Raw genomic sequence first — 15,918 nt, 5'->3', positions numbered from 1 at the left:
TTTCAGCGGCCATCACCAACAACCCGGGTCTCTACCCGACGCAGGGCGGTCGTGTAGTCACCGTTCGAGGAGTGCATGGCAGCCGCGATGCGCAGGTGGCGCAACGCGTCCAGGTGCCGGTTCAGCCGCTCCAGCGTGCGACCCAGCACATGGTGGGCGTAGTGGTCGCTGGGGTTGCGGTCGACAATCTCCCGCAGCTGCTCCTCGGCCCGGCCTAGCTGGGCCGACTGGAAGTAGGCCCGCGCCAGCAACTGGCGCACGGCGGCGTTGTCGGGCTCGGCCTCGATGATCGGTTCGAGTAGCCGGGCCGCGCTGGTGGGGTCGCCCGCGTCGAAGAACAGGATCGCCCGCCGGTACTCAGCCAGAAGATCCATTCTGCCCACCCCCTAGTTCGCACCACTGCCCTGACGCTGGCACAACACCGGCCGCACCACGACTGTTCCAGCGTCAGACCGCGGCGAGGTCCCAGGCGCGGACGCCGCCGACGATGCCGGCGCTGTTCGGCACCACCACCACGTCGTCGCCCATCCGGGCGAGCTGCTCGGGACGGATCAGCCGCGAGTTGCCACCCCCCAGATAGAGCCGGTCCCAGCGGAACACCGGCCGCAGCCCCTCCACCACCTGCCGGATCCGCCGGGACCAGAAGGCGTCGCCCAACCGCCGACGCTCCGGCTCGCCGACGTACGTGTCGTAGGTGGTGCCCCAGCGCACCGGGGCGTGGGACAGCTCCAGGTGCGGGGCGAGCTGCCCGCCGTCGAAAAGTGCGCTACCCAGCCCGGTGCCGAGGGTCAGCACCAGTTCACAGCCGGTGCCGGCGACCACCCCGGCGCCGTGCACCTCGGCGTCGTTGAGCACCAGGGCGGGCAGCCCGAACGCGGCGGACAGGGCGCTGCGGGCGTCGTACCCGGACCACTGGGCGAGCAGGGTCGGCTCAGCCCGGCTGCGCGGCCCCGAACGGGTCACATAGTGCGGGGTGGCGACCACGACGCCGTGCCGGATCATGCCTGGCATCCCGACCGTCACCCGGTGCGCCGTCGGCAGTCGACCGCCGAGGTCCACCAGGGTCCGGACGAACAGCTCCGGCGGCAGGGGGTATGGCGTGGGCACGCGCACCGGTTGGGCCCGCATGGTGCCGGCGGCGTCGAGGACGGACGCCTTGATCCCCCCGCCGCCGCAGTCGATCGCCAGAGTGGTCTGCACGCCCGTGAGTCTGCCTCGGACGTCCGGCCCGGGCATGGTGGGCCACACCAACCACGCCGACGGGTAGGCTCGACCTCTTGTGAGCGCCACACTGATCATCAAGGACCTCGCTGCCGGGCACGGGGAGCGGGTCTTGTTCACCGGGCTGGATCTGGTCGTCGCCCCCGGGGAGGTCGTCGGCCTGGTCGGTGCGAACGGTGCGGGCAAGTCGACCCTGCTGCGTACCCTCGCCGGGCAGCTTCCGGTGGAGGCCGGCAGGATCATGGTGAGCCCGCCGGACGCGCGCGTGGGGCACCTGCCGCAGGAGCCGGACCGGTGTCCCGGCGAGACGATTCGGGCGTTCCTGTCCCGCCGGACCGGTGTGACCGGGGCGCAGGCCGCCCTGGACGCGGCGACTGCGGCGCTGACCGCCGGGACGTCGGGCGCCGACGACGCCTACGCCGACGCGCTGGAGCGCTGGCTCGGGCTGGGCGGGGCGGACCTGGACGGGCGGGCCGAGGAGGTGGCCGCCGAGCTGGGTCTCGCGGTCGACCTCGACCAGCAGATGATTAGCCTCTCCGGGGGGCAGGCGGCCCGCGCCGGACTGGCGTCGCTGCTGCTCAGCCGCTACGACGTCTTCCTGCTCGACGAGCCCACCAACGACCTGGACCTGGCCGGCCTGGACCGGCTGGAAAGTTTCGTCACCGGGCTGCGCGCGGGCACGGTGCTGGTCAGTCACGACCGGGAGTTCCTGGCCCGCACGGTGACGGTGGTGCTGGAGTTGGATCTGCATCAGCAGCAGGTGAACGCCTTCGGTGGTGGCTACTCGGCGTACCTGGAGGAGCGGGAGGTGGCCCGCCGCCAGGCGCGCGCCGAGTTCGAGGAGTACGCCGACACGAAGGCGGGGCTCCAGGAACGTGCCCGCACCCAACGCGGCTGGATGGACAAGGGTGTCCGCAACGCCCGGCGCAAGGCCACCGACAACGACAAGATCGGTCGCAAGTTCCGGTCCGAGGCGAGCGAGAATCAGGCGGCGAAGGCCCGGCAGACCGAGCGGCTGATCGAGCGGCTGGAGGTGGTCGATCAGCCGCGCAAGGAGTGGGAACTGCGGATGGAGATCGCCGCCGCACCCCGCGCGGGCGCCGTCGTGGCCACCCTCCGCGATGCCGTGGTACGCCGCGGTGACTTCATCCTCGGCCCGGTCGATCTGCAGATTGATTGGGCCGACCGGGTGGCGCTGACCGGCGCGAACGGGTCCGGCAAGTCGACCCTGCTGGCCGCCCTGCTCGGCCGGCTGCCGTTGGACGCCGGTCATGCCACGCTCGGCCCCGGGGTGGTGGTCGGCGAGGTGGACCAGGCCCGTGGGCTCTTCCTCGGCGACGAGGAGCTGCTGGACGCCTTCCGGGCCGCCGTACCGGAGCTGTCGCCAGCGGACGCGCGTACGCTGCTGGCCAAGTTCGGCCTGCGCGCGCAGCACGTGCTTCGACCGGCCGCGACGCTTTCCCCGGGCGAGCGCACCCGGGCCGCGTTGGCGCTGTTGCAGGGCCGCGGGGTCAATCTGCTGGTGCTGGACGAGCCGACCAACCATCTCGACCTGCCGGCGATCGAGCAGTTGGAGTCCGCCCTGGAAAGCTACCGGGGCACGCTGCTGCTGGTGACCCACGACCGGCGGATGCTGGACTCGGTGCGGTTGGCCCGGCGGCTGCGGGTGGACGCCGGGCGGATCACCGAGTCCTGACCCGACCCAATTTTTCCAGTTCAGCACGCATAACGGTCACCGATCCGGGTAACGGGCCGGCCGGAGGTGGCCCATATGGTCGCATTGGCACACACTCCGCCCTCCGGCGAGCGGCTGCGGGCGGTAGACGGATTCCTCGCCGAGGCGTGGCTGGATCAGGTCCGCAACGATGGGCGGCTGCGCCCGCTGCAGGTCGAGGTCCGCTTCGACCGGGGCGTGGCCCACCTGACCGGCGAGGTCGACGAGCCGGCGCAGCTGCGGCTGGTACGCGAGCGGGTGGGCCAACTGGCCGGGGTGTTCGGCGTCTGGGCCAGGGTCCGGGTCGGTGGACACGAACCGGTGGTGGTCGACCTCGGCTGCGGCGGCACCAAGCAGTGGCCGGGCAACCTCGGCCTGGACATCTTCCCCGCCCGCGGGGTGGACGCGGTCGCCGACCTCTCCGGCTCCCTGCCGCTGGCCGACGACTCGGTCGACGTGCTGTTCACGGTGCACATCCTGGAGCACCTGATCGATTTCCTGCCGCTGCTCGACGAGTGCCACCGGGCGCTCCGGCCCGGCGGCGTGCTGCACGTGATGAGCCCCTGGTGGGGGCACGTGAACGCGGTCGCCGACCCGACCCACGTCCGGCTGCTCGACGTGCAGACCATCAAGGGTGTCTGCGTGATGCGCCCGCCGGGCACACCGCGCTGGTACCCGCTGCACGCCGGCACCGACGGTGCGTCGATCTTCGCCGATCTCACTCCCTTGGGCCCGGACGATGACGGCCCCACCGCCACCCACCTGGCGCGCTTCTTCGACTAGGCCGACCGGTCAGCTCCTGACCAGCCCGACCGGGCGAATGCCCTGGACGCACACAGCGTCCAGGGCATTCGTCTGTTTCGGCACAGGTCACGAATATTTCTTGCCGGTCACACCGCACCGTCAGGACATTAATCGAAGCTGATGTTCGTCCGGTGACTCGCCGGCAACCACTGGCCAACCGCACACCCCCGCGGAGGAATGACCGTGCCCAAACGCCTCGCCACCCTGCTCACCTCAGGCGCACTCGCGCTGCTCACCGCGCTCGCCGTGACCTCCCCCGCCACGGCCGCCGTCACCCCTGCCCAGAAGCTGTCCGTGCTCTCCAGCTGGACCCAGACCAGCGCCAACAGCTACCACGCTTGGCACTCGGCCCGCCAGAACCGGACACCGTGGGCGGAGTACCAATTCGACTGGTCCACCGACTACTGCTCGTCGAGCCCCGACAACCCACTCGGTTTCAAGTTCGCCACCTCCTGCACACGGCACGACTTCGGCTACCGCAACTACAAGGCGGTCGGCCAGTTCAGCGCCAACAAGTCCCGCCTGGACAGCGCCTTCTACCAGGACCTCAAGCGGAGCTGCGCCACATACAACTCCGTCGTCCGACCGGCCTGCCTCAGCCTTGCCTGGACCTACTACCAGGCGGTCGCCATCTTCGGATCGGTCGCCGCCGTGCAGCAGTCCGACATCGACCGGGCCGCCCGGATGAAGGCCGACGCCGAACGCCTCGCCTGAGCAGCATCTCCCCGCAGGACGCCCGGCCGGCACCCGGCCGGGCATCCGTTCGTCAGGCGTGCTCGGTATGGCGGTCTGCGGTGGCGGGCCGGCGAGGCGCGGACCGGCCCGCTCGGGCCGCGAAGCGCGCGGAATCAGCAGCCATATCGGGATGTTCGACGACGAGTGCCAGTGCCACCGCCTCGTCCAGGCCCAACTCGGCACCCTCACCGTACGCCTCGTCGAAGGTGGCGTCGCCCAGCAGCAGCCGCAGCTCCGTCTGCCGCTCGGTCCAGTAGGCGTCGTAGATGCCGGGAGTTGATCGCAGGCCCGCCCGGGTGGCCTGCGCCGCCCCGAAGATCCGGGCGGCGGTCAGCGGCTGGGTCCCGGCGGCGCACCGCACCGCGATCGCGTTCAACGTGTCGCAGGCCCGCCCGTGGAAGCCGTGGTTCATCCGTGACCGCAACGCCACCAGCAGGTGCTCGTGCGCGGCCACCAAATCGCCCCGGGCCAGCGCCACCATGCCCAGCAGCATGTCCACCGAACGTCGCCCCCGATCCACCGGACGGGACGCCTCCACTGGTCGGGCCGCGCCGAGCAGCTCCGCCGCCTCGTCCAACGCGCCCCGCCGCCACAACAACTCGGTCAGCCGGAACACCGCGAACAGCGCCTCGGAGTCGACGCCCTGGTCGTGCGCCCAGTCGATGACCTCCCGGCTGACCCGCTCCGCCTCGGCGAACTGCCCCATGTCGACCAGGGGCGCGGCGCGCCCGGCGAGGACCCGTGCCAGCAGGCCGGCGTCCCCCGCCTGTCGGGCAGCCGCCTCGGCCCGCTGCGAGAAGCGCAGCTCCTCGGCGAACTCTCCGTCGCCCCCGGCGTGCAGTGAGTGCATGTGGTACGCCGCCGCCAGCTCGCCGTCCGGGACCGTCTCGCCCGTCTCGGCGAGACGGCCGTACAACCGGAACAGCCACAGCCGCCCCTCCCTGGCCAACCCACGCTCCCGCCACCACTGGTCCAGCCCACCGGCCAGTCTCAGGCCCGCGCGGGCGCTGCCGCCCGTGGCGCACCAGCGCAGCGCGGCGCGCAGCTCGCCGGCGAGCGGGTCGAGCGCGTACAGCGACAGGGTTGCCAGACGCCCGTCCGGACCGAGGTGTGCCCGGCCCAGGGCGTGTTCCGACCAGGCCACGTGCCGGTCCCGGGCGGCCCGTTCCTCGCCGGCCGCCACCAACCGGCGGGCGGCGTACGCCCGGATCGGGTCGAGCATCCGGTACGTGCAGCCCACGGCCTGCGGCTCCGCCAACACCATGGACTTGTCCACCAGAACCGAGAGCGGGTCCAGCGAATCGTCGCCGAGCAGCCACTCCACCGTCGGCAGGTCCACCGGGCCGGCGAAGACTGCCAGCCAGCGCAGCAACCGCGCGGCGCGCAGCCCGAGGGTGCGGTACGACCACGTCACCGTCGCCCGCATGGTCAGGTGTCGCTCGACCGCCGAGCGCAGCACCGCCCGCTTCGCCGGCGTCGGCGGGCTGGCGCCGGTGGCCGCCGCGACCAGGTCCACGGTGTCCCGCTGGTTGCCGGCGTTGCCCCGGTCCGCCGGGGGCGGCTGCGGATCGTCGCGACCGGCGTCGAGCGTGCCAAGCATGTCGTCGAGGCGCTCGGCGAGCTGCCCGACCGAGAGCACCCGCAGCCGGGCCGCCGCCAGTTCGATGGCGAGCGGCAGCCCGTCCAACCGCCGCACCACCCGACGCAGGTCGGCCGACTCGGCGGGATCGGGTTGCCGCCCGCCGCGGGCCGCCACGGTGCGGTCCACCAGCAGGGCGACCGCGTCGCTCTCGGTGCCGTCGGATCGCGGGTCGACCGAGAGCGGCGGAATTCGCCACACCACCTCGCCCGGCAGCGCCAGCGGTTGCCGGCTGGTCGCCAGCACCCGCACCCCGCCACCGCCGGTGAGTAGCCGGGCCACCGCCTCGGCACAGGCGGCCGGCTGGGCGTCACAGGTGTCGAGCACGATCAGCATCCGGCGGGCGGCGGCGTACTCCACAAGCGTGTCGACCATCGGGCGGCCCGGTTCCGGACGCAGCCCGAGCACGGCGGCGATCGCGAAGGCGACCAGCCCCGGATCGGTGACCGCGGCGATGTCGACGAACCAGACGCCGTCCGGATGTTCCTCGACCAGATCGGTGGCGAGCTCCACGGCCAGTCGGGTCTTGCCGCCCCCACCGGCACCGAGCACGGTCACCAGCCGGTGCCGGGCCACGAGCTGCCTCAGCTCGGCACGCTCGGTCTGGCGGCCGACGAACGAGGTGACCTGGGTCGGCAGGTTGTGCGCCACCGCGTCGGCGGTGCGCGGCCGCGGGAACTGTAGCTCCAACCCGGGGGCGACCAACTGGAAGAGCCGTTCCCGGTCGTCGAAGCCCCGCAACCGGTGCAGTCCCAGGTCGAGCAGGGAGGCGCCGGCCGGCAGCGGCTCTGCACGCTCGGCGGTGGCGGCGGAACAGAGCACCTGCCCGCCGTGGGCGGCGGCGGCCACCCGGGCCGCCCGATGCACCTCGGGGCTGGCGTACTCGCCGTCACTCGGCTCCGCCCATCCGGTGTGCAGCCCCATCCGCACCCGGGGAGCCGCCTCTGGTGCCGGCCAGTCGTGCTCGCCGAGCGCCCGCTGAGCGGTCAGACAGGCGGTCACCGCCGCGCCGGCGTCACCGAAGGCCAGGAAGAACGAATCGCCCTCGGTGAGCAGCTCCGCCCCCTCGGTCGCCACGATCGTCCGACGCAGCAGGCGTCGGTGCTCCGTCAGCACCGGCCGGTAGCCGGAGCCGAGCAGTTGGGCCAGCCGGGTGGAGCCCTCGATGTCGGTGAAGACGAACGTGACCCAGCCGGCCGGGAGGTGGACCCGTGGCGACACGCGTGGAACCTCCCCCCTTACCTCGGCTTCATACTTCCCGAAACCAGCTCATCACGCATCGTGAGAATGGTCGGCCGAGACTCCGAGCCCAAGGTGCCATCGGACCCTGCGTCGGGCAAGGGTAGGCATCAGCCGTCCCACCACGGCGCGACGGTGTCGGGCCGAACTCAACAGCCGCAGCCGCCACCACAGCAGCCTCCGGCGGAGGGGGCGGGCGCACCACCCGGCAGGCCACCACCTCGGCCGGTCACGGCGACTGTGGAGAGCAGCTTCACCGTGTCGGAGTGCCCCTGCGGGCAGGCAGCCGGCTCACCGGCCCGGGCCATCGGACGGTTGACCTCGAAGGTGTCGCCGCAGGCGCGGCAACGGTACTCGTACCGGGGCATGGCATCAGGGTACGACCGGACCTGACGATCGCGCCGACATGGGTGATACTCAACGGGTGGCAGACGGCGAAGAGCGCACGACCGTTCGGCCCCTCCGACCGGCCACGCCGCCCACGAGCCCCGGCGTCGACCCGGTCGGGCCGACGACCGGGGTGCCCCGGCAGCGCCGGCCCCCGCGAGGTTCTGGCGTGCCGGCCAGGACTGGGGCTGGCACGCGGGCTGGGGCTGGCACTGGCACTGTGCCGACCACGGCGACCGCGACTGCCGCGACGGAAACGGCAAGCACAACGTCCATGCCGGACGGGTCCGAACCCGACAGTTGCACGACGGCCGATGCTTCCCCGCCAGCCCGGCACCGCCGGGTCAGCTTCGTACCCGCCGTACGTCTGCCGGGGCCGCGCGCGGTAGCCCGGGCGACCCGCGACTGGTCGCGGCGGCCCAACGGACGACTCGCCCTGCCCGGGGTGTTCCTGCTGGCCCTGGTGGCGACGACCGCCGTGGCCGGCGCGCTGCTGGTACCGGCGACGCTGGGCGCACCGCGTTCGGTGGCGGCGGACGCCTCCACCGGCACCACCGCCGAGGTGCCCGGAGGTCTCCCGCCGTCCGGTACGGCACCGCCGTTCGGCGACCTCCCGCCGCCCACCGCGACGCTCCCACCCGGCGCGACACCAACCGGCGTGCCCGACGGCACGACGCCGGTCGGCGGGCGTCCGTCCGACTCGCTGGCCGGCTGGGCGCGTCAGGTCGGCACCAAGGTCGGTATCGACCCGGTGGCCATGCAGGCGTACGGATACGCCGAGCTGGTACTCGCCGAGACCAACGCCAGCTGCACCCTGAGCTGGACCACACTGGCCGCGATCGGACTGGTCGAGTCCCGCCACGGACAGGCCAACAACGCCCAGCTCGGCGCGGACGGCCGGGCCGTCCCGGAGATCATCGGCCTGCCGCTGGACGGGCAGGGCGGCCGGATGCGGATCGCCGACACCGACCGGGGGGAGATGGACCGCGACACCACCTATGACCGGGCAGTCGGTCCGATGCAGTTCATCCCGACGACCTGGCAGGAGATCGGCGCCGATGCCGACAACGACGGCCGCAGGGACCCGCACAACATTCACGACGCAGCGCTGGCCGCCGGCATGTACCTCTGCAAGGGCGGGCGCAACCTCACCATCCCCGGCGACTGGTGGAACGCCATCCTGTCGTACAACGACGTCCGCAGGTACGCCCAGGAGGTCTTCGATGCTGCCAACCGGTACGGACAGGCGAGCCGCACGTGAAGTGATCGGCCACGCACATTGGAGGACTGGGCACTTCCCCCAGGCTGCCGTTGACGGCAAGCTAGACGGGTGATGGTGCGCGAGTGGGACCCCCGGACCGCGTCGTCCGCCGAGATCGCGTCGCTGCTGGACACGCTCAACGCGGTCCTGGCTGCCGATCTTCCGCAGGATCCGCCGTGGCGGGAGGGTTCCTTGCGGGAATACCTGGCCGAGGTGATGCCGGGCGAACGGCGGATCTCCTGGGTGGCCCAGCAGGAATCAGCCGACGATGGCACCCCCGGTGCGATCCTCGGCCAGGTGCACGTGCTGCTGCTCGGCAACATCGGCGTCCTGGAGGTGCTGGTCCATCCGGCCGTCCGGCGCAACGGGCTCGGCCGTGATCTCGTCCTACGCGCCGCCCGCCGCGTCTACCAGGAGGGCTTCGAGTCCATCGGAGTGGAGGTGGTGGGTGACACTCCCGCCGTCGGCTTCTACGAGTCGCTCGGCTTCAGCCAGGAGTACGTCGAGACCCGCAGTGTGCTCGACCTCTCCAGCGTCGACTGGTCCGAGCTGGGAAGCATGTCCACCGAGGTCGTCGCGGGCTACCAGGTCCAGTTCCACCCCGGTGGGCCACCGGACGAGCTGATGGAGGCGTACGCGCGGTCCAAGGCGGAGATCCGGGACATCGAGGACGGCGAGCTGCGGCCCAGCTCGTACGATCCGCAGCGGTTGCGGGACAGCCTCGACTGCCTGCATCGGCGGGGCATGACGCCGTACATCGTGCTCGCCCTGCACGAGCGGACGGGTGAGGTGGCCGGCCTGACCGAGGTGGTCGTCCCGGCCCAGCACCCGACCCGGGCCGACCAGTACGACACCATCGTGGTGCAGGATCACCGCGGCCACGGGATCGACCGCGCGATCAAGGCGCGGATGCTGCTGGAGCTGCGCTCGGCCGAGCCGCAGCTGACCGAGGTGCAGACGTGGAACGCCCAGGCCAACGAAGTCATGCTCAAGGTCAACGCGGAGCTGGGCTACCGGACCGACCGGGACTGGTGCGAGTACAGCGTCGATGTGGCGGACCTCGTCCACCGGCTCGACGCCACCCGCTGAGCCGTCGGCGCGGCACTGACGAGCTGACCGAATGGCGGACGGACCGGCGGCTGACGGACCGGATCAGGTCAGTAGCGCTGGCGGAGCAGATGGGCGGCCTCGACGGCCCAGTAGGTGAGGATGATCTGGGCGCCGGCGCGGCGGATCGAGGTGAGGGTTTCCAGCATCACCCGCTCCCGGTCGATCCACCCGTTCGCGGCAGCCGCCTCGACCATCGCGTACTCGCCGGAGACCTGGTAGGCGGCGACCGGGACGTCCACGGCGGCACGGACCGCCGCGACCACGTCGAGGTACGGCAGGGCGGGCTTGACCATCACGATGTCGGCGCCCTCGGCAACGTCCAACGCGACCTCGCGCAGCGACTCGCGCAGGTTCGCCGGGTCCTGCTGGTAGGTACGCCGGTCCCCCTCCAACGCCGACTCCACGGCGTCCCGGAACGGGCCGTAGAACGCGGAGGCGTACTTGGCGGCGTACGCCAGCACGGCCACCTCGGTGTGGCCGGCCGCGTCCAGGGCCCGGCGTACCACCCCGACCTGGCCGTCCATCATCCCGGACGGACCGACCACCGCCACCCCGGCGGCAGCCTGGGCCACCGCCATCTCGGCGTACGCGGCGAGAGTCGCGTCGTTGTCGACCTCCCCGGCCGGGGTGAGTAGACCACAGTGCCCGTGGGAGGTGAACTCGTCCAGGCAGAGGTCGCTCATCACCACGCTGGCGTCGCCCACCTCGGAGACCACGTCACGGATCGCGACGTTCAGAATGCCGTCCGGGTCGGTGCCGCCGGAGCCGTGCCCGTCACGCGAGGCCGGCACCCCGAACAGCATGATCCCGCCGACGCCGGCCCGCACCGCCTCCACCGCCGCCTTGCGCAGCGAATCACGCGAGTGCTGGAGCACACCGGGCATCGCGGCGATGGCCCGCGGCTCGGTCGCCCCCTCCTTGACGAACATCGGCACGACAAGCTCGGCCGGGTCGATACGGGTCTCGGAGACCAACCGCCGTACCGCCGGGGTGCGGCGCAGCCGGCGGGGCCGGATCTCGGGGTACGGCATGGGGCCTCCTTGACGACTACCGCAACGACGCGGCGACTACCGGAACCTCAGCGCGGTCGGCCCCTGCACCTTCGAACCACGGCGCTGCTTCGCCGGCATCGCGGCGAGCTTCTCCCGCAGCTCGACGGCGTAGCCGGCGAGCGCCTCCACCAGATCGGGCACCGAGGCGTGCGGCGGCTGCACGTCGACCCGCAGGCCGAACTCCGTCGCGGTCTCCGCGGTCTTGGGCCCGATGACGGCAACAACGGTACGCGCGTGCGGCTTGCCGGCGATGCCGACCAGGTTCCGGACCGTGGACGACGAGGTGAACAGCACCGCGTCGAACCCACCCGACTTGATCGCGTCGCGGATCTCGGCGGGCGGCGGGGCGGCCCGGACCGTCCGGTACGCGGTCACGTCGTCGACCTCCCAACCACGCTCGGTGAGCCCGGCGGCGAGCGTCTCGGTGGCGATGTCGGCGCGCGGCAGCAGCACCCGGCCGACCGGGTCCAGTACCTCGTCGTGCGGGGAGAACTCGGCCAGCATTCCCTCGGAGGACTGTTCCCCGGCGGGGACCAGCTCCGGTTGGATACCGAAGGCGCGGACCGCCTCGGCGGTCGCCTCGCCGATACAGGCGATCTTCACGCCCCCGAAGTGCCGGGCGTCCAGGCCGTGCTCGCCGAACTTCTCCCAGACCGCCCGTACCGCGTTGACGGAGGTGAAGATGATCCAGGCGTACCGGCCGTCGACCAGGCCCTTGACTGCCCGCTCCATCTGGGCCGGGGTACGCGGCGGCTCCACCGCGATCGTCGGCACCTCGCACGGAATCGCCCCGTACGCGCGCAGTCGGGCGCTCATCGCACCGGCCTGCTCCTTGGTGCGGGGCACCAGCACCTTCCAGCCGTACAGCGGGCGGTTCTCCCACCAGCTGAGCTTGTCCCGCTGACCGACGCCTTCACCGACGGTCAGCACGACCCGACCGGTGAAGCCGAGTGCCGCCGCGACGAAGGAGTCCACGCTCGAAGTGGTGGTGTACTGCGTCTCGCCGGTGCCGTCTCCGGTCACCCCGACGTCGGTGCCGCCGTCCACCCCGGCGGCGAGCAGCCCGTCACGGATGGCGGCGAGGTCGCCGGCGTCGACCGCCAGGGCCAGCGAACCGCGCTGCACGGCCGCGGCCAGCGCGTCGAAGTCCAGGGTGCCGACGTCCTCGACGTCGGCGGCGGTACGCACGCCCGGCAGCGGCACACCCGCGTAGGTGGCCACCCCCTCGGCCTGCCCGACTCCGGGCACCACCTCGAAGTGCGCGGCGGTACGCGCCACCGCCTGCACCTCCTTGACCACCGAGTCGTGGCCGAACGGGTCGCCGGCAACCAGGTGCACCGCGTTCTGCCCGGAGCGGGCGGCCGAGATCAGCACCTTCGCCACGTCGCCCGGCGCGCCCTCCGCCGGAGTGAACTGGGCATCCTGCCTGGCTTCGGCACGGACGACGTCGAGCAACGACTCGGGGACCCCCCGGTCGTACACCACCTGGTCGGCGTCGACCAGGGCGTCGTGCGCCCGGCGGGTCAGCAGGCCAGGGTCGCCGGGTCCGGCCCCGACGAACGCGATCCGGCCTACGGGCTTACGGGTGCGGGTCATTCTGTGCTCCCAAATTGCTGGGTCCCCAGGCCGTCGTGTCCTTGCGGGCCGAGGATCGAGTCGGCGCCGAGTTCGAGGAGTTCGGTGGCGAGTGCCTTGCCGATCTCCGCCGCGTCGGCGGGCGTACCGGTGCGGGACAGCCTGACCTCGCGAGTGCCGTCCGGGCTGATCACCGCCCCGCGCAGATAAATCTCATCACCGGTGTCGCCTTCCGCGACTTCGGCGTAGGCGGCGACCGGAGCGGAGCAGCCGGCCTCCAGGGTGGCGAGCATCGCCCGCTCCGCGGTGATCGCGGCGCGCGACGGCGCGTCGTCGAGCATGGCGAGCAGTTCGACCAGATCAGGGTCGTCGACCCGGCACTCCACCGCCAGCGCACCCTGAGCGGGCGCCGGCAGCATCAGCATCGGGTCGAGTGTCTCGGTGATGGCGTCGGTCCGGTCGATGCGGGCCAGGCCCGCCCGGGCCAGGACGACGGCGTCCAGGTCGGCTTCCGGCCCGAGCACCCGGCCCAGCCGGGTGTCGATGTTGCCCCGGATCGGAGTGACCGACAGTTGTAGGCCCAGCGCGTGCAGCTGGGCGATCCGGCGTAGCGCACCGGTGCCGACGTTCGCTCCGGCAGCGAGCTCGGCCAGCGTCTTGCCGTCCCGGGCGACGAGCGCGTCGCGCGGGTCCTGCCGCTGCGGCACCGCGGCGATGTGCAGCCCCGGCGCGGTCGCGGTGGGCAGGTCCTTGTACGAGTGCACGGCGAAGTCGATCGTCCCGGCGACCAGCGCGTCACGCAGCGCGGAGACGAACACGCCGACACCGAGCCGATGCACCGGAGCATTGGAGCGGTCACCGGCAGTGACCACCTCGACCAGTTCGACGGGGCGTCCGGTGCGGGCGGTCAGCGCGTCGGCGACCTGCCCGGACTGGGCCGTCGCCAGTTTACTGCCCCGGGTACCGAGGCGCAGCGGGGCGCTCATCGCTCACCTCCGGTGGGTGGGGTGATGTCGGGCACGGTGTCGACCGGGGAGGTCTGCGGGACCTGCAGGTCGAACAGTTCGCGTAGCAGGGCCGCGTACTGGTCACCGCCGGGCTCGGCGGCTAGTTGACGGACCCGGACGGTCGGCTGGTGCAGCAGCCGCTGGACCACCCGGTGCACGGTTCGGGCGACCTCGGCGCGCTGGTCGTCGGTGAGGTCGGGACGGCGCTGCGCGAGCCGCCGCAGTTCGGTGGTGACCACGTCGTCCGCCCGGCCGCGCAGGGCGGCGACGGTCGGTGCCACGTCGGCGCCGCGCAGCCAGGTGAGGAAGGACTCGACCTCGCCGGCCACGATGCGCTCGACGGCGGCGGCATCCGCGGCGACCGGACCGTCGGTGAGCAGCTCCGCCATCCGGTCGATGTCGATCACCTCGACGCCGGGCAGCTCGGCGACTCCCGGGCCGACGTCGCGCGGTACGGCAAGATCGAGCAGGACCAGCGGACCGCGCCCGGTACCGCGTGCGGCGACCGCGTCGGCGACCACCTCGCGGGTGAGGACCGGTTCGGTGGACGCGGTGGCGGCCACCACGATGTCCACCGTCGCTAGCGTGTCGGCCAGCTCCGCCATCGGCCGTGCGACAGCGCCGTAGGACTCGGCGAGGCGGACGGCCCGGTCGGTGCTGCGGTTGGTGACGGTCAGTGGGCCGGCGCCGAGCCGGGACAGCGTCGCGACCCCGAGCGAGCCCATCGCCCCGGCTCCCACGACCAGCGCGGGACGGTCGGTGAGGTCGTCGTCGAGGTGGCCGGCGGCCATCCCCAGCGCGGCGGTGACCACGCTCTGGCCGGCCCGGTCGATGCCGGTCTCGGAGTGGGCCCGCTTGCCGACCCGCAGCGCCTGCTGCATCAGCTCGTGCAGCAGCCGACCGGCGGTGTCCGCATCGCTGGCCCAGTGGTACGCGTCCCGGAGTTGACCGAGGATCTGCGCCTCGCCGATCACCATCGAGTCCAGGCCGGCGGCCACCCGGAAGACGTGATCCACCGCGGCCGAGTCGAAGTGCACGTAGAGGTGGTTGGCCAGCGCGGCCGGCTGGCAACCGGCCTGCTCGGCGAGGATGGCGCAGATGTCCCCGAGACCGCCGTGGAAGCCGGACACCGCCGCGTAGACCTCCACCCGGTTGCAGGTGGAGACGAGGACGGCCTCACTCACGTACGGCTGTGTGACCAGCCGGCCCAGGGTGCGGTCGAGCCCGCTGGGTGGCACCGCGAGCCGTTCCAGGATGGCGACCGGTGCGGTGCGGTAGGACGCACCGACGACGATGAGTTTCACGTGCCGATCGCCTCCTGGCTCTCGGTGACCGTGAGTCCGCCGGGCAGGGCGGTGAGCGCGGGCCCACCGGCTGCGGGGAGTGCGGTCAGGGATGCCTTGCGGTGTTCGTGGAACGACAGGATCTGCAGCTCGATGGCGAGGTCGACCTTGCGCACGTCGACCCCTTCGGGGACCGAGAGCACGCACGGCGCGAAGTTCAGGATGCTCGTCACACCGACGGAGACCAGTTGGTCGGCCACCCGCTGGGCGGCGGCTGCGGGGGTGGCGATGACGCCGATCGCGATGGACTCATCGGTCGCCACCCGGGGCAGCTCGTCGATGTGCCGGACGACCAGGCCGTTGATCTCCTCGCCGACCCGTTCCTGGTCGGCGTCGAAGAGCGCGGCGATCCGGAAGCCACGGCTGGCGAAGCCGTCATAGCCGGCCAGGGCGTGACCGAGATTACCCACGCCGACCAGTGCGACGGCCCGGCGCTGGGTGAGGCCGAGCACATACTCGATCTGCTCGATCAACAGCGCCACGTCGTAGCCGACGCCCCGGGTCCCGTACGAGCCGAGCTGGGAGAGATCTTTGCGGAGCTTCGCCGAGTTCACTCCGGCGGCGTTTGCGAGCCCTTCGCTGGATACCGTTTCGTGACCGGTTTCGGCGAGATTGTGCAGGGCACGGAGGTACTCGGGGAGCCGGGCAACCGTTGCCTCGGGCAGGTCCGGGAGCGCCGGTACGGCACCGGCGCGGCCGGGCGCGCCAGGGTGACGGTGCTGACTCATGAGACTCCGTGCGGTGCGATCCTCGACCAACTCCACCGGTCGGCCATTTCGGGACTCCCACTGGCGACCGATGTTGCCGGCTGTGCTAGCAGGGCGCGTCTAA

General features: G+C 72.2%; 14 protein-coding genes. 5 read left to right on the top strand and 9 right to left on the bottom strand.

What is annotated here, in order from left to right; translation table 11 throughout:
* Positions 1-2 precede the first annotated feature (2 nt).
* Positions 3-374 (bottom strand): tetratricopeptide repeat protein, encoded by a 372-nt coding sequence (locus ACFHWY_RS01485; RefSeq protein WP_416578243.1) that lies wholly within the window; start codon positions 372-374, stop codon positions 3-5.
* Between the two features lie 73 nt (positions 375-447).
* Entirely contained in the window at positions 448-1,200 is a 753-nt protein-coding gene (locus tag ACFHWY_RS01480) for an ROK family protein (RefSeq protein WP_416578242.1), read from the bottom strand.
* Between the two features lie 79 nt (positions 1,201-1,279).
* Here ACFHWY_RS01480 and ACFHWY_RS01475 point away from each other — a divergent pair, with 79 nt between their 5' ends.
* The 3 genes from ACFHWY_RS01475 to ACFHWY_RS01465 all read left to right on the top strand — a co-directional run bounded on the left by ACFHWY_RS01475 (position 1,280) and on the right by ACFHWY_RS01465 (position 4,453).
* A complete protein-coding gene (locus ACFHWY_RS01475) occupies positions 1,280-2,917 on the top strand; it encodes an ABC-F family ATP-binding cassette domain-containing protein (protein WP_416578241.1) in 1,638 nt (545 codons plus the stop codon).
* Between the two features lie 75 nt (positions 2,918-2,992).
* The gene (locus tag ACFHWY_RS01470; protein ID WP_416578240.1) at positions 2,993-3,718 is read left to right on the top strand and encodes a methyltransferase domain-containing protein; all 726 of its coding nucleotides are present in this window, start codon (positions 2,993-2,995) and stop codon (positions 3,716-3,718) included.
* Positions 3,719-3,922: 204 nt separating this feature from the next.
* Positions 3,923-4,453, top strand: coding sequence for a phospholipase (locus tag ACFHWY_RS01465; RefSeq protein ID WP_416578239.1), 531 nt, complete (start codon positions 3,923-3,925; stop codon positions 4,451-4,453).
* Between the two features lie 52 nt (positions 4,454-4,505).
* Here ACFHWY_RS01465 and ACFHWY_RS01460 read toward each other — a convergent pair whose 3' ends face one another.
* Together ACFHWY_RS01460 and ACFHWY_RS01455 are read right to left on the bottom strand one after the other, a co-directional pair.
* Entirely contained in the window at positions 4,506-7,334 is a 2,829-nt protein-coding gene (locus tag ACFHWY_RS01460) for an ATP-binding protein (protein WP_416578238.1), read from the bottom strand.
* A 167-nt stretch (positions 7,335-7,501) separates the two neighbouring features.
* Positions 7,502-7,720 (bottom strand): FmdB family zinc ribbon protein, encoded by a 219-nt coding sequence (locus tag ACFHWY_RS01455; protein ID WP_416578237.1) that lies wholly within the window; start codon positions 7,718-7,720, stop codon positions 7,502-7,504.
* A 38-nt stretch (positions 7,721-7,758) separates the two neighbouring features.
* Between ACFHWY_RS01455 and ACFHWY_RS01450 the strand changes: the two genes are divergently transcribed.
* On the top strand, positions 7,759-9,000 hold the full coding sequence (locus tag ACFHWY_RS01450) for a lytic murein transglycosylase (protein ID WP_416578236.1): 1,242 nt from the start codon (positions 7,759-7,761) through the stop codon (positions 8,998-9,000).
* A 72-nt stretch (positions 9,001-9,072) separates the two neighbouring features.
* Complete coding sequence (locus tag ACFHWY_RS01445) at positions 9,073-10,089, top strand: GNAT family N-acetyltransferase (RefSeq protein ID WP_416578651.1); 1,017 nt, start codon at positions 9,073-9,075, stop codon at positions 10,087-10,089.
* A 68-nt stretch (positions 10,090-10,157) separates the two neighbouring features.
* Here the strand turns inward: ACFHWY_RS01445 and hemB are convergent, their stop codons facing one another.
* From hemB to ACFHWY_RS01420, 5 genes are read right to left on the bottom strand one after another with little or no spacing between them, the layout of a single operon-like run.
* Positions 10,158-11,141: a porphobilinogen synthase gene (hemB, locus tag ACFHWY_RS01440; protein WP_416578235.1), complete on the bottom strand. Its 984-nt coding sequence runs from the start codon at positions 11,139-11,141 to the stop codon at positions 10,158-10,160.
* A gap of 36 nt (positions 11,142-11,177) precedes the next feature.
* Complete coding sequence (locus ACFHWY_RS01435; protein WP_416578234.1) at positions 11,178-12,758, bottom strand: uroporphyrinogen-III synthase; 1,581 nt, start codon at positions 12,756-12,758, stop codon at positions 11,178-11,180.
* Positions 12,755-13,723, bottom strand: a complete 969-nt coding sequence (gene hemC, locus ACFHWY_RS01430; protein WP_416578233.1) for a hydroxymethylbilane synthase — start codon at positions 13,721-13,723, stop codon at positions 12,755-12,757. The genes ACFHWY_RS01435 and hemC overlap by 4 nt, the downstream gene beginning before the upstream one ends.
* Positions 13,720-15,048 carry a glutamyl-tRNA reductase gene (locus ACFHWY_RS01425; protein WP_416578232.1) on the bottom strand — a complete coding sequence of 443 codons (1,329 nt, stop codon included), beginning with the start codon at positions 15,046-15,048 and terminating at the stop codon, positions 13,720-13,722. The genes hemC and ACFHWY_RS01425 overlap by 4 nt, the downstream gene beginning before the upstream one ends.
* Positions 15,045-15,815 carry a redox-sensing transcriptional repressor Rex gene (locus tag ACFHWY_RS01420; protein WP_416578231.1) on the bottom strand — a complete coding sequence of 257 codons (771 nt, stop codon included), beginning with the start codon at positions 15,813-15,815 and terminating at the stop codon, positions 15,045-15,047. The genes ACFHWY_RS01425 and ACFHWY_RS01420 overlap by 4 nt, the downstream gene beginning before the upstream one ends.
* Positions 15,816-15,918 lie beyond the last annotated feature (103 nt).

Origin of the sequence: Micromonospora sp. LOL_024 (genome assembly GCF_048060415.1) — a bacterium.
GTDB lineage: Bacteria > Actinomycetota > Actinomycetes > Mycobacteriales > Micromonosporaceae > Micromonospora.
The sequence above is the reverse complement of the archived record's forward strand: the minus strand, read 5'-3'. Positions and strand labels throughout refer to the sequence as shown.

Bases quoted from the DNA above. Each gene is read 5' to 3' on its own strand.
- hemC (WP_416578233.1), bottom strand. From the start codon at position 13,723: ATGAGCGCCCCGCTGCGCCTCGGTACCCGGGGCAGTAAACTGGCGACG.
- hemB (WP_416578235.1), bottom strand. From the start codon at position 11,141: ATGCCGTACCCCGAGATCCGGCCCCGCCGGCTGCGCCGCACCCCGGCG.
- ACFHWY_RS01450 (WP_416578236.1), top strand. From the start codon at position 7,759: ATGGGTGATACTCAACGGGTGGCAGACGGCGAAGAGCGCACGACCGTT.
- ACFHWY_RS01485 (WP_416578243.1), bottom strand. From the start codon at position 374: ATGGATCTTCTGGCTGAGTACCGGCGGGCGATCCTGTTCTTCGACGCG.
- ACFHWY_RS01435 (WP_416578234.1), bottom strand. From the start codon at position 12,758: ATGACCCGCACCCGTAAGCCCGTAGGCCGGATCGCGTTCGTCGGGGCC.
- ACFHWY_RS01420 (WP_416578231.1), bottom strand. From the start codon at position 15,815: ATGAGTCAGCACCGTCACCCTGGCGCGCCCGGCCGCGCCGGTGCCGTA.
- ACFHWY_RS01470 (WP_416578240.1), top strand. From the start codon at position 2,993: ATGGTCGCATTGGCACACACTCCGCCCTCCGGCGAGCGGCTGCGGGCG.
- ACFHWY_RS01455 (WP_416578237.1), bottom strand. From the start codon at position 7,720: ATGCCCCGGTACGAGTACCGTTGCCGCGCCTGCGGCGACACCTTCGAG.
- ACFHWY_RS01445 (WP_416578651.1), top strand. From the start codon at position 9,073: ATGGTGCGCGAGTGGGACCCCCGGACCGCGTCGTCCGCCGAGATCGCG.